Source organism: Blastomonas sp. 34TW, assembly GCF_059803595.1.
Genome location: NZ_JAPFGW010000003.1, coordinates 1 through 12454 on the forward strand (window position 1 = coordinate 1; position 12454 = coordinate 12454).

The following is a 12454-nucleotide window of genomic DNA, read 5'->3' on the forward strand; positions in this document are numbered from 1 at the left end:
CGCCACCACCGCCGCCGAAGCCGCCGCGGTCCCCGCCGCCAAAGCCACCACCGCCGCCGCCGAAGCCGCCACGGTCACCATAGGAAGGCGGAGGCGAAAAAGCGTCGAAATCATCCTCGCCAAATCTGTCGCGTTTATCCCGGCCTCTGCCGCCGCGCCGACCCCTGTCAAAACTCATGCCGAACTATTCACTTTCAATGTCGTCCTGGATCACTCGCTCAAGAACAGGGCGGACGTAAACCCCATCACTCAAATTCAGGCCAGCATCCCGGCGAACCTGTCTGACTCCCTGCCAGCCGCCGCGAATACCGCGCAATTCTTTAAAACACCCCAACCCAAGTCAATGGAAGCAGGCGACTTTTCGACAGTGTCACCGGCCTTCCCCGACCAAAAACCTGTGGAAGATCGCATTTCCTGCCTTGCGCAACAGGACAAGCCCGCAAAAAGGCACGCACTTCCAAGTGATTCTCTTAAACCAAATTCGGATGCTTGGCGAACGATAAATGGCCGTGATCGTGGCTTTGCCGCACGTCCGAAGCGGCTGAGCCACAGCGATGATCGCCACCGGTGAGTGACGCGCCGCTCTGCCTGCCGCAAAATCGATGCCGGGGGCATCCAGCAGGCCTTGCCAGACCCCGATGGCTGCGGCAATTGGGGCCGATGGACAGCATCATCCCGCTCTTGAGCGACCCCGCAGCCTGGGCCGCGCTCGTCACGCTCGTCGTGCTCGAAGTCGTGCTTGGCATCGACAACCTGATCTTCATCTCGATCCTGTCGAACAAGCTGCCCGTGCACCAGCAGCAGACCGCGCGCCGCGTCGGTATCGGCCTGGCGCTGGTGATGCGGCTGGCGCTGCTGTCGATGATCGCCTTCATCGTCTCGCTGACCACGCCGGTGTTCGATCTGGGCATCATCGGCACGCCCGGTCAGAATGGCGAGCCGACGTTCGAGACGCAGTTCTCGTGGCGCGACCTCATCCTGATCGCGGGCGGGCTGTTCCTTGTGTGGAAGGCGACCAAGGAAATCCATCACAGCGTCGATGACGAGCCCTCGGGCGAGGCGCTCGACAAGAAGGGCAGGGCGGCGATCGGCTTCGGCTCGGCGATCGTGCAGATCATCGCGCTCGACATGGTGTTCTCGATCGATTCGATCCTGACCGCGGTCGGGATGACCGACGAGGTGCCGATCATGATGGCTGCGGTGATCATCACCGTGGGCGTGATGCTGGTCGCCGCCGATCCGCTCGCCAATTTCATCAACCGCAACCCCACGGTGGTGATGCTGGCTTTGGGCTTCCTGCTGATGATCGGCGCGGTGCTGATCGCCGATGGCTTCGGCGTGCACGTGCCCAAGGGTTATATCTATGCCGCCATGGCCTTTTCTGCGATGGTGGAAACCCTGAACATCTGGGCCCGTAACGGGCGCGAAAAGCGGCGCCTTGCATCGCCGACCAGCAATGACGGCGAGACAGCATGAGCGTTTATTTTCACGAGGAAGACCTGCCAGCGGACGTGCTGGCGCCCGGCCCGGTGGCCGTGGATACCGAGACCATGGGCCTCATCACCCCGCGCGATCGCCTGTGCCTGGTGCAGATCTCGGATGGGCGCGGTGACGAGCATCTGGTGCGCTTCATGCCCGGCAGCGAATATGCTGCGCCCAATCTGCGCGCGGTGCTGGCCGACCCCGAGCGATTGAAGCTCTACCATTTCGCGCGGTTCGATCTTGCGGCGATCAAGCATTATCTCGGCGTGATGGCCGCGCCCGTATTCTGCACCAAGATCGCCTCGCGCCTCATTCGCACCTATACCGACCGGCATGGCCTGAAGGAACTGGTGCGCGAGGTGCTGGGCAAGGAACTGAGCAAGGTGCAGCAGTCGAGCGACTGGGGCGCGCCCGAGATCAACGATGCCCAGCGCGACTATGCCGCCAGCGATGTGCGCTTCCTGCACGCGCTGCACGTGGCGATGGACGCGCGGCTGGTGCGCGAAGGTCGGCGCGAGATCGCGCAGGCCTGTTTCGATTTTCTCCCCGCGCGCGCCGAGCTCGACCTCGCCGGCTGGCCGGAAATTGATATTTTCGCCCACGCCTAATATATCGCGCCGTTCGAAGGACGTGCGATCAGCGTGCGTTCGCAGTCCAAAGGCCTGAACAGCATTTCATGACCCAGCGTGCCGACCAGATGCGTAACCGCCGCCAGCTGTTCGCCGCGCCCGGCAGCAGCCATGACAAGATGGTGCGCTTTCTCGGCATGTTCCTGCCTGCGGCGATCGGCGTGCTGGTCGCGTTTCTCGCGCTCGCGCCGCTGCTGCGCAATACCGAGGTCAGCTTCCTGCTCGACAAGAACCAGGTCGATATCGCGCGCGAACGCATGCGCGTGACCCAGGCCATGTATCGCGGCCAGGACAGCGAAGGCCGGCCCTTCTCGCTCGAGGCGGGATCGGCGGTGCAGAAAAGCTCGCGCAATCCGGTGGTCGAAATGAACGATCTGGCCGCGCGTATCCTGCTGAAGGACGGGCCGGGCGTGCTCGAGGCGGGGCGCGGCAATTACAATATGAACACCGAGCAGGTCGAAGTGGTCGGCCCGGTCCAGTTCAGCAGCGCCAATGGCTATCGCATGGTGACGCGCGACGTCGATATCGATCTGCCCAAGCGCAGCATGGTCAGCCGGGGAGAGGTGACCGGACGCTTGCCGACTGGCACTTTCCGCGCCGACCGGCTAAAGGCCAATCTTGCCGAGCGTACGGTCACGCTGGAAGGGCGCGCGCGGTTGCGCATGACCCAGGGCGAACTGCCATGACGGGTCGCAGGAAGACAGGACAGAAGATGCGGTTTTCGGGCAGGATTTTGGGGCACGCACGGCGCGAGCTGCTGGCGGTGTCGGCGGGCGGCATCGCGCTTGCCGGATTGATGCTTGCGCCTGCAGGCGTGACCGCGCAGTCGCTGATGAACCATAACAGCAATGCGCCCGTCGATTATGCCGCCGACCGGATCGAGCTGCAGGATCGCGCCAATCGCGTGCTGCTGTCGGGCAATGTCGACATCACCCAGGCAGGCCTGAGGCTCCAGGCGGCGCGGATGACGGTCGCCTATCGCAACGCGGGCAGCATCGAGATCGAGCGGATCGACGCCAATGGCGGCGTCGTCGTCACCAAGGGCGACGAGCGCGCCAGCGGCAATGTCGGCATCTATGATTTCAACCGCCGCATCATCACGCTGATCGGCAATGTCGCGCTGCGCCAGGGCGGCAATACGCTGAACGGCGGGCGCATGGTGATCGACCTGACCACGGGCCGTTCGACCGTCGATGGCCGCTCGGCCGGCGGCGCGCCCGGCCAGACCGGCAGCGCGGGCGGACGCGTGTCGGGCACGTTCTCGGTGCCCAAGCGGGATTGAGCTCCAGCCGATCCACGCTTCCGTCATCCTGAACTTGTTTCAGGATCCATCGCACCCCACCAGCCACAGCCGCGTGGGGAGAAATGGACCCTGAAACAAGTTCAGGGTGACGGACAAGGAAGCGGTGTTCCATCCCTGCCATGCATAAATCCTGCCAACATCCGATTATCGCCGGTTTTCATCGCCTTGTTCCGTGCTATGGGATAGGCAAGACACCAGCGGCGCCGAGCGTTGCGGGCAAGATTTGCAGGAAGTCAGAATGAACGATGTCGCCCCCCAGGGCCTGCTCAGCGGTACCGCGGCCGATCCGGCGACGTCGCGCGATGGCCTGAACGTCGTCTCGATCGCCAAGAGCTATGACAAGAAGGTCGTGCTCTCGGACGTGTCGCTGCAGGTTGCCAAGGGCGAGGTGCTCGGCCTGCTCGGACCCAATGGCGCGGGCAAGACCACCTGCTTCTATTCGATCATGGGGCTGGTAAAGCCCAATTCGGGCCGCATCATGCTCGATGGCGTCGATATCACCCAGCTGCCCATGTACCGCCGCGCGATCCTGGGCCTGGGCTATCTGCCGCAGGAAACCTCGATCTTTCGCGGCATGACGGTCGAACAGAATATCAGCGCGGTGCTCGAACTGGTCGAGCCGGTCGTCGACGCGCGCGCCGAACGGCTCGAGACGCTGCTCGACGAATTCGGCCTGACCCGGCTGCGGTCCTCGCCCGCGATGGCGCTGTCGGGTGGCGAGCGCCGCCGCTGCGAGATCGCGCGTGCGCTCGCGGCCAGCCCCTCGATCATCCTGCTCGACGAACCGTTCGCCGGCATCGATCCGCTGTCGATCGCCGACATCCGCGACCTGATCAAGCAGCTCAAGTCGCGCGGCATCGGCGTGCTGATCACCGATCACAATGTCCGCGAGACGCTCGACATCGTCGACCGCGCCTGCATCATCTATGACGGCAAGGTGCTGTTCGCCGGCACGCCCGAGGCGCTGGTGGCGGACGAGAATGTGCGCCGCCTGTATCTGGGCGAAGGCTTCGCCTTGTAATGGCACGCCGGGGGGCAAGAGGCTGATCCGATGGCTTTGGGGCCACGCCTTGACCTGAGGCAGAGCCAGTCGCTGGTGATGACGCCGCAGTTGCAGCAGGCGATCCGGCTGCTCGCGCTGTCGAATATCGAGATCGAGGCGTTCATCGGCGAGGAGCTGGAGCGCAATCCGCTGCTCGAGCTGGGCGGCGACGATGGCGGCGGCGATATCCAGCTGGGCGGGGTCGATGCGGTGTTCGATGCACCCGCCGCGCCGCCCTCGGATGGCGAGCCCATCGGCAGCGACGAGCTGATCGGGGCCGGCATGGGCGAGATCGACCGCCCGCTCGACATGGACTTGAACGGCGAGGTCTTCCACCACGACAGCGTCAGCGACTGCCCCGAACGCATGGCTGGCGAAGCATCGGGCGGGCTCGACGGTGCACTGTCAATGAACGACATCGCCACCGGCGGCGGTGCGGACAGCGACGGCTGGGAGGATTCGCTCGAATATGACCTGTCCTTGCGCGAGCATCTGCATGCCCAGGCGGGCATCGTGCTATCGGGCGTGCAGCTGTTCATCGGCCGGCACCTGATCGAGCTGATCGACGAGAACGGCTATCTGCGCGGCGACCTGCTCCAGGTCTCGCACCAGCTCGGCGTGCCGCTGGTCGAGGTCGAGGCCGCGCTGGCGGCGGTGCAAACGCTCGAGCCGACCGGGGTCGGCGCGCGCGACCTTGCCGAATGTCTGGCGCTCCAGGCGAAGGATGCAGACCGCTACGACCCGTGCATGGCGCGGCTGATCGACAATCTGGAACTGCTCGCGCGGGGCGCGCTGCCGCAACTCAAGCGCATCTGCCGGGTCGATGACGAGGATCTGGCCGACATGATCGCCGAGCTGCGCCAATACGATCCCAAGCCCGGCAGCCGCTTCGGCGGATCGAGCATCGAGGCGGTGGTGCCCGACCTGTTCGTGGTCGAGCGCGAGGGCAAATGGGTGATCGAGATCAACAGTGCCACCCTGCCGCGCCTGCTGGTCAACCGTTCCTATGCGGTGTCGCTCACCGGCGGGCGGCACGATGCCAAATCGAAAGCCTGGCTCGGCGAATGCCTGGCCGAGGCCAACTGGCTGGTCAAGGCGCTCGACCAGCGCCAGCGCACGATCATCAAGGTGGCGAGCGAGATCGTGAAGCAGCAGGAAGGCTTCTTCCGCAACGGCGTTACGCATCTGCGCCCGCTCACGCTGCGCAGCGTTGCCGATGCGATCGAGATGCACGAATCGACCGTCAGCCGCGTCACCAGCCACAAATATCTCAGCTGCGCGCGAGGGCTGTTCGAGCTCAAATATTTCTTCACCAGTGCGATCCAGTCGACCGATGGCGGCGACGCGGTCTCCGCCTCTGCGGTGAAGAGCCATATCAAGGCGTTGATCGACGAGGAGGATGCGAAGAACATCCTGTCCGATGACCAGCTGGTCGACATGCTCAAGGAACGCGGCTTCGACATCGCGCGGCGCACGGTGGCCAAATATCGCGAGGCCTTGGGTCTGGGCTCCTCGGTCCAGCGCCGCCGCCAGAAGAAGCTGCAGGGCGCGCGGTGAGCCCCGTTATCTAGGGTTGGTCACAGAAATCGCCTCTCCCTCGATGGGAGAGGCAGCGAGACTTGGCGACGAAGGAGCCTTGTCGCAGCGGTGAGGGTGATGGTGCGGCTGGCCGCTGCGTTTCGTCCCGGAACCGACTGCGCAATCCGGCCCACTCACCCCCACCCAACCCTCCCCCATCAAGGGAAGAGCTAGAACGATTATTGCAGCGTCACCCTGGGATCATCGCTGTCGCGCCGCCCGAAGAACTGCATCAGCTGCACCAGCAGGTCGGCGCGGACCTTGAGACCCTCGGCCTCGAGCAGCGCCTGTTTGGCCGCTGCATCGAACGGCGCGATCTGCGCGATGCCGTTGACCAGCGAACGATCGTCGAGCCGCGCCACCGAATCCCAGTCGACGCTATAGCCCTGCGCGTTGGCGAAGCGCTGCGATTCGCGCTCCAGGCTCGCGCGCTCGATGCTGGAGAGCGCCTGATCGTTCTCGTTCTCCTCGATCAGCTCGGCCTCGATCTGGCGGAACGGCGTGGTCACCTCGAGCTCGCGCAGCACGCGGAACCGGGCAAAGCCTTCCAGCACCAGATTGTAGCGGCCATCCTCGAGCGCCTCGACATCGATGATCCGCCCGACACAGCCCATGTCGAACAGCGGCGGCGGTTCGCCCGCCGCGCGCGGCTGGATCATCCCGATCTGCCGGTCGCGCGCCATCGCGTCGCTGACCAGCGCGCGATAGCGCGGCTCGAAAATATGCAGCGGCACCTGCAGCCCGGGGAACAGGATGACGCCGGTCAAGGGAAAGAGAGAGATGCGCTGTGCGACCATTGCGGATATCGCCCTCAGCCGAACAATGCGGCGGAAAGCTTGCGCCGCGTCGCCGAGACCCAGGGATCTTCGAGCCCGACCGCTTCGAAGATCTGCAACAGCCGCGCGCGCGCCGCGCCCTCGTTCCAGTCCTTGTCGGCGCGCACGATGGCGAGCAGATGATCGGCCGCCTCGTCGCGCGACCCGGCGGCGAACAAGGCGACCGCCAGGTCATAGCGCGCGGCATGATCGTCGGCATTCGCCTCGACCGCCGCGCGCAGCCCTGCAATCTCGCTGTCATCGGCCTTGTCGGCGACCAGCGCCAGCGCCGATTTCGCGCGCTCGAGCAGCGGGTCGGAGGCGATTTCGGGCGGCAGGTCGTCGAGCAGCGCCTGCGCCTCTTCAGTCTTGCCGGCCAGGGTGAGCGCGCGCACGAGGCCCGCGAGCGCCGCGACGCTATCGGGCGCCATGTCCAGTATCTGCGCGAAGATGCCCGCAGCACGCTCGCCATCGCCGCTGGCCAGCACCTCTTCCCCCATGTCGAGCAGCGGCGCGATATCGGGTCCCTGCGGCTCGCCATCGCCCGCCTGGATCGGCAGCTTGTCGAGCAGCTGGTCGAGTATGCCCGCAAGCTGCGATTCGGTGCGCGCGTTGGTCAGATTGGCGACCGGCTGGCCCTGGAACATCGCATAGACGGTGGGGATCGACTGGATCTGGAATTGCGAGGCGATGAAGCGCTCTTCATCGACATTGACCTTGACCAGTACAACGCCGCGATCGGCATATTGCGCGGCGACCTTTTCCAGCACCGGGGTCAGCGCCTTGCACGGCCCGCACCATTCCGCCCAGAAATCGAGGATGACGAGCTTGGTCATCGAAGGCTCGACGACATTCTTGCGGAATGCCTCGACCGCCTTGTGCTCTTCGGTGGTCAAACCCATGCTTGCCAAGTTCCATGCTCCTGCTGTCCGGCGCGCCCGCTTGCATCGCGATAGGGCCATCGGGAGGTGCATCCTCCCCTGTCTCGCGCGCCCTTATCCGAAACCCCAAGATGGTGCGCAAGCCGCATATGCCAAGGGCTGCAAAAGGAATCGTCACGAATCGCAAATAGGGGCTTGCCGGACCAGAAAGCCGCTGCTAATTGCGCGCCTCACCCGCTGGACCGACACACCGGACCAGCCGCCGAGCGGGCGTAGCTCAGGGGTAGAGCACAACCTTGCCAAGGTTGGGGTCGAGGGTTCGAATCCCTTCGCCCGCTCCAGTTTTCCGATGTTTCTCAACAACTTACATCGGCTTAGGCCGGAGGCGTCTGCTTACCTCAGGTGGATTCCGTGCTTTATAAGCACAAAGCAAGCATTGGGATTCGCTGGTACGCCGAGGTGATACATTCTGGCAAATCAGCATAACGCCAGCCAGGTAGTTTATACTAGCTCGTGCATATCCCCCGTCATTCGCCGAGCCTATGCGCGATCACGTCTGCTGCGCCAACTGATTCTGCGCGAAGGCTCGCGCGCCTCTGCGTCGCCAGAGCAGCAGCTGCTGTTCGCGATTGTCGCCGCGCAACTTGGTGGCTGCTTCGATCAGCAGCCCGAGGATCACGGCGCGGTCGTCATCGGTCAGCTCGATCAGTTCCGCCTTCGCGATCAGACCGCCCAGCTCGATCAGCTGCCGCGTGCGTTCACGTCGTTTGACCCGCCAATCACGCATGTCATGCCGTGCCCGGTGTGCCAGCAGCCGGTTGCGTGCCTGGATCGACCGCTTGTGCGCCGCCAGTGTCCTTACCAGCTGATCGGCGAGTGCTGGTGCTGCCCTGAAAGAACGCAGCGCCGCGCTTGCGCCAGGCCTCCTTTCGTGAAGCATCATCGTTGCCGATGGCGGCGAGCAAGACGCCTGCGAGAACTTCGGTGCCGAGAGCGTCAGCGCCTGTGGCGATGACAAGCTCGCCAAGCTGTGTCTGTTTGCGTGATCGGAGCTGCCTTGCCTTGTCGTTGAGGGCTTGCAGCTCTGCGTCGTAATCGCGGGGTTTTCGCATAGGGTTCGATCCTTCTTTGTCATCGAAGGACCAACCAGCTATCCCTCTCCCATCTCGCAGACAACAGGCTGGGTCATCGTGAGACCCCGTCAAATCTGAGGCGACCAGATCGGTGGAGGGCGCGCTTATACGTCGTGCCGACGTGCGCAAAATGCCGTAAATGGTACATCGCCATGGCGATCTACCACTTCTCGGCCAAGACCATCTCCCGCGCAGCCGGATCGTCTGCGCTCGCCGCTGCCGCGTATCGTGCAGCCGAGCGGCTGCACGATGACCGGCTCGGGCGCACGCACGACTTCACCAACAAGGCAGGCGTCGTGCACATCGAAGTCATGCTGCCGGACGGGGCCAACGAAGCCTGGTCCGATCGCGAAAAGCTCTGGAACGATGTGGAAGCGGCCGAGGTGCGCAAGGATGCGCAGCTGGCCCGCGAGATCGAGTTTGCTCTGCCGAGGGAGATGACACAGCAACAAGCGATCGAACTGGCGCGCGACTTTGTTCGGTCCGAGTTCGTCGATCGGGGCATGATCGCCGATCTCAATGTCCACTGGGACATCGGTGCAGATGGCGAGGCCAAGCCGCATGCGCATGTCATGCTGACCATGCGCGAGATCGTGGTTGCAGAGGATGGTGTTGCCACGTTCGGCCCCAAGGTTCGCGACTGGAACCGGACCGAGCTGCTCACCCACTGGCGCGAAGCATGGGCCATCCATGCCAACCAGCGCATGGCCGAGCTCGATATCGATGCGCGGATCGATCACCGCTCGCTGGCAGCACAGGGCATCGACCTGGAGCCGCAGTCGAAGATCGGCGCTGCGGCCTCGCGCATGACGGGCGAGGGCCTTTCGCCCGAGCGTCTTGCCGAGCATGCGGATATCGCGCGATCGAACGGTGAGAAGATCATCGCCGATCCGAACATCGCGCTCAATGCCATCACACACCAGCAGGCGACGTTCACGACGCGCGACCTGGCAATGTTCGCTCACCGGCACAGCGCCGACAAGGAGCAGTTCGATGCGGTGATGTCAGCGGTGAAGAATGCGCCTGAGCTCATCGCATTGGGCAAGGACGGCAAGGGCAATGACCGGTTCACCTCGCGCGAGATGATCGAGACCGAACAGCGGCTCGAGCGCGCGACGATCCGGCTCGAAGCACGGCGGAGTCATGCCGTTGCGGACCGCTATCGGGAAGTTGCATTGGCCAATGCGAAGGCGCGCGGTCTGGACTTGTCGGCTGAGCAGCGCGGTGCGCTTGAGCATGTCACATCGGCAAAGGGCGTCAGCAATGTCATCGGATATGCCGGAACGGGCAAAAGCGCGATGCTGGGTGTTGCGCGCGAGGCATGGGCGCGTGCTGGCTATACGGTACAGGGTGCAGCCCTGTCCGGCATTGCAGCCGAAGGGCTGGAGCATGGCTCGCGCATCCCTTCGCGCACACTTGCCAGCCTGGAGCACCAATGGGCGCAGGGAAGAGAGAAGCTCACCAGCAGGCATGTGCTGGTCATCGATGAGGCCGGTATGCTTGGCACGCGTCAGATGGAGCGCGCGATATCCGAAGCCGAGCGTGCTGGTGCCAAGGTTGTGATGGTGGGCGATCCGCAGCAGCTACAGGCGATCGAGGCAGGCGCTGCGTTCCGCGCAGCCGCCGAGCGACATGGCGCGGTTGAGATCGCATCGATCCGGCGGCAGCAGATCGACTGGCAGCGCGAAGCGACGCGTGAGCTGGCCACTGGCAGAACGGGTGAGGCGCTTGGGCGATATGAGCGGGCCGGACACGTCCATGTTGCCGAGACGCGCGAGGCTGCGCGCGCTGAGCTTGTCGATGCGTGGGATCGCGATCGGCAGGCCAAACCCGATGCCAGCCGCATCATCCTGACGCACACCAATGACCAGGTCCGCGCGCTCAACGAAGCCGTGCGCGAGAAGGTGCGCGCCAGCGGGGATCTGGGCGATGACGTTGTACTCAGGGTCGAGCGCGGCACGCGGATGTTCGCCGATGGTGACCGGATCATGTTCCTGAAGAACGAACGATCGCTGGGCGTAAAGAACGGATCGCTTGGCACCGTCGAAAACGTCAGCGCCATGCGCATGTCGGTGAAGCTCGACGACGGCAAGGCCGTGGCGTTCGATCTGAAGGACTATGCCCATATCGATCATGGCTATGCGGCTACGATCCACAAGGCGCAGGGCATGACCGTTGATCAGGTCAAGCTGCTGGCGACACCGGGCATGGACAGTCATGGGGCTTACGTTGCGTTGTCGCGGCACCGGACGCAGGTCGATCTGCATTACGGCAAAGACGACTTTGCCGATCGCAGGGCGCTCACCCGCACCCTCAGCCGCGAGCGGGGTAAGGATATGGCCAGCGACTATGCCCGGCAGCCGGAGAAGGTCGCAGACCAGCAGCCGCAGCCGCAGCGCGAGGCGCGCGCCGGGGTCAAGGTTAGTCGCAGCGGTCATCTCGCCGATCTGCTCAAGGGTGCGAACCGACCGACGGAACGTCCACCAGCTGCCCAGGTGCGTGTCAAAGTCGCCTTGCCGGAACAGGCGAACGACAAGCAGGTGTTCGACAAGGCCGTGCAGCGCTTTGCGCGTGTCGCGCAGGACATTGTCGCCATGCGCGACAAGGGCCTTCAGCCGCTGGCATCGCAGCGGACCGCGCTGGACAAGGCGGGGGCGGAGCTCAATGCCTTGAGGCCGGACAGCTTCGGCGATTTGCGTAAAGCGGTGAACAAGAATCTGAGCCTCATTCCAGAAGCGGTGAAGGGCAAGACTGATCGCGCCATCCAGGCGATGGAGCAGCAGGCCAAGCTGCGCATCGAGGCGCAGCGTGTTGCCGCTGCCAATGAGCGGCGGGCCGATGTCTTTGTCGATCAGTGGCAGCGGCAGTCGCAGCAGTACCGGGCGCTTCGCAAGAACGGCAGCGCGGCGGCTTCGGATAAGGTGCGTGCCTCTCTGGTCGGCATGGCGAAGGGCTTGGAGCGCGATCCTCAGCTTGAGTCGGTGCTGGCCAACAGGCGTCCGCAGCTGGGGCTGGACGCTATGAGCACAAAACCGCTGTCTCAGGACCTCCAGAAATCGCTCGGCCTCTCGCGTGGGCTCGGCATGGGGATGTAGCTTGGCGGCATGGATGATGCTGAGCCTGCGCCCACAACTGACGAAATCCTGCTGGAGCAGGCGCTGGACGCGGTTGCGCGGCGGCTGGCAGGTGTCACTGCTGCGGTCGATGGCTTTGCTGAGCGGCTGCAGGAGTTGCTGAGCCGGGATTACAGCGAGGACGTGGCGCTGCACTAAATTGTCTGGCCGCGATCTCGCTCACAAGCACCGTTGCCGCCCATACAGTTGTCCTTAAGGATCGGGTAGGAAGGCCCGTAGCCTGAAAGCTCATCGTGCTTAGCAATACAAAAATCGCCGCGTTGCTGGCCAAATGCCTGAAACTGAGCCCAGTAGAGAACATCCCGCGGTCCAGGCGCGACAACCGGCGCTCTAACGTCGTCTGTTCGCCTTATGGCAACCTCGTCAATCACAGCGACGAGGACTGGAACAAGCTCATCGATCAGATAATACCTATCATGACCATCACTTGCCGCAAACAGGCGAGTGATGGTCATGT

Annotated in this window: 13 protein-coding genes, 1 tRNA gene and 1 pseudogene; 9 read left to right on the forward strand and 6 right to left on the reverse strand. The window is 64.0% G+C overall.

Going from position 1 to position 12454, the window contains the following annotated elements; translation table 11 throughout:
* Positions 1-178, reverse strand: a pseudogene (locus OPU69_RS05230) (cold-shock protein); the annotation flags it as partial.
* A 482-nt stretch (positions 179-660) separates the two neighbouring features.
* On the opposite strand from OPU69_RS05230, the gene OPU69_RS05235 reads away from it, so the two are divergent.
* The 6 genes from OPU69_RS05235 (at position 661) to rpoN (ending at position 6013) form a co-directional block, all read left to right on the forward strand.
* On the forward strand, positions 661-1476 hold the full coding sequence (locus OPU69_RS05235) for a TerC family protein (protein WP_498509596.1): 816 nt from the start codon (positions 661-663) through the stop codon (positions 1474-1476).
* Complete coding sequence (locus tag OPU69_RS05240) at positions 1473-2090, forward strand: ribonuclease D (protein ID WP_060977976.1); 618 nt, start codon at positions 1473-1475, stop codon at positions 2088-2090. Before OPU69_RS05235 ends, OPU69_RS05240 begins: the two co-directional genes overlap by 4 nt.
* Positions 2091-2158: 68 nt before the next feature.
* A complete protein-coding gene (lptC, locus tag OPU69_RS05245; RefSeq protein ID WP_498509597.1) occupies positions 2159-2797 on the forward strand; it encodes an LPS export ABC transporter periplasmic protein LptC in 639 nt (212 codons plus the stop codon).
* A gap of 26 nt (positions 2798-2823) precedes the next feature.
* On the forward strand, positions 2824-3393 hold the full coding sequence (locus OPU69_RS05250) for an LptA/OstA family protein (protein WP_498509911.1): 570 nt from the start codon (positions 2824-2826) through the stop codon (positions 3391-3393).
* Positions 3394-3652: 259 nt separating this feature from the next.
* A complete protein-coding gene (gene lptB / locus OPU69_RS05255; RefSeq protein ID WP_498509598.1) occupies positions 3653-4435 on the forward strand; it encodes an LPS export ABC transporter ATP-binding protein in 783 nt (260 codons plus the stop codon).
* A gap of 30 nt (positions 4436-4465) precedes the next feature.
* Positions 4466-6013 carry an RNA polymerase factor sigma-54 gene (gene rpoN / locus OPU69_RS05260; protein ID WP_060977980.1) on the forward strand — a complete coding sequence of 516 codons (1548 nt, stop codon included), beginning with the start codon at positions 4466-4468 and terminating at the stop codon, positions 6011-6013.
* Between the two features lie 200 nt (positions 6014-6213).
* On the opposite strand, the gene OPU69_RS05265 is transcribed toward rpoN, so the two are convergent.
* Both OPU69_RS05265 and OPU69_RS05270 read right to left on the reverse strand, forming a co-directional pair.
* Positions 6214-6831 (reverse strand): LON peptidase substrate-binding domain-containing protein, encoded by a 618-nt coding sequence (locus OPU69_RS05265; RefSeq protein WP_060978097.1) that lies wholly within the window; start codon positions 6829-6831, stop codon positions 6214-6216.
* A 14-nt stretch (positions 6832-6845) separates the two neighbouring features.
* Positions 6846-7751 carry a tetratricopeptide repeat protein gene (locus tag OPU69_RS05270; protein WP_060978096.1) on the reverse strand — a complete coding sequence of 302 codons (906 nt, stop codon included), beginning with the start codon at positions 7749-7751 and terminating at the stop codon, positions 6846-6848.
* A 245-nt stretch (positions 7752-7996) separates the two neighbouring features.
* On the opposite strand from OPU69_RS05270, the gene OPU69_RS05275 reads away from it, so the two are divergent.
* Positions 7997-8071: transfer RNA gene (locus tag OPU69_RS05275), tRNA-Gly, on the forward strand.
* A gap of 209 nt (positions 8072-8280) precedes the next feature.
* Here the strand turns inward: OPU69_RS05275 and OPU69_RS05280 are convergent.
* Complete coding sequence (locus OPU69_RS05280) at positions 8281-8517, reverse strand: conjugal transfer protein TraD (RefSeq protein WP_498509599.1); 237 nt, start codon at positions 8515-8517, stop codon at positions 8281-8283.
* 1 nt (position 8518) lies between these two features.
* Positions 8519-8842, reverse strand: a complete 324-nt coding sequence (locus OPU69_RS05285) for a conjugal transfer protein TraD (RefSeq protein WP_498509600.1) — start codon at positions 8840-8842, stop codon at positions 8519-8521.
* Positions 8843-9015: 173 nt separating this feature from the next.
* Here OPU69_RS05285 and traA point away from each other — a divergent pair, with 173 nt between their 5' ends.
* On the forward strand, positions 9016-11958 hold the full coding sequence (gene traA / locus OPU69_RS05290) for a Ti-type conjugative transfer relaxase TraA (protein WP_498509601.1): 2943 nt from the start codon (positions 9016-9018) through the stop codon (positions 11956-11958).
* Positions 11959-11967: 9 nt separating this feature from the next.
* Positions 11968-12135 (forward strand): hypothetical protein, encoded by a 168-nt coding sequence (locus tag OPU69_RS05295; RefSeq protein ID WP_498509602.1) that lies wholly within the window; start codon positions 11968-11970, stop codon positions 12133-12135.
* Here OPU69_RS05295 and OPU69_RS05300 read toward each other — a convergent pair.
* On the reverse strand, positions 12132-12452 hold the full coding sequence (locus OPU69_RS05300; RefSeq protein WP_498509603.1) for a hypothetical protein: 321 nt from the start codon (positions 12450-12452) through the stop codon (positions 12132-12134). The genes OPU69_RS05295 and OPU69_RS05300 overlap by 4 nt on opposite strands.
* Positions 12453-12454: the final 2 nt, after the last annotated feature.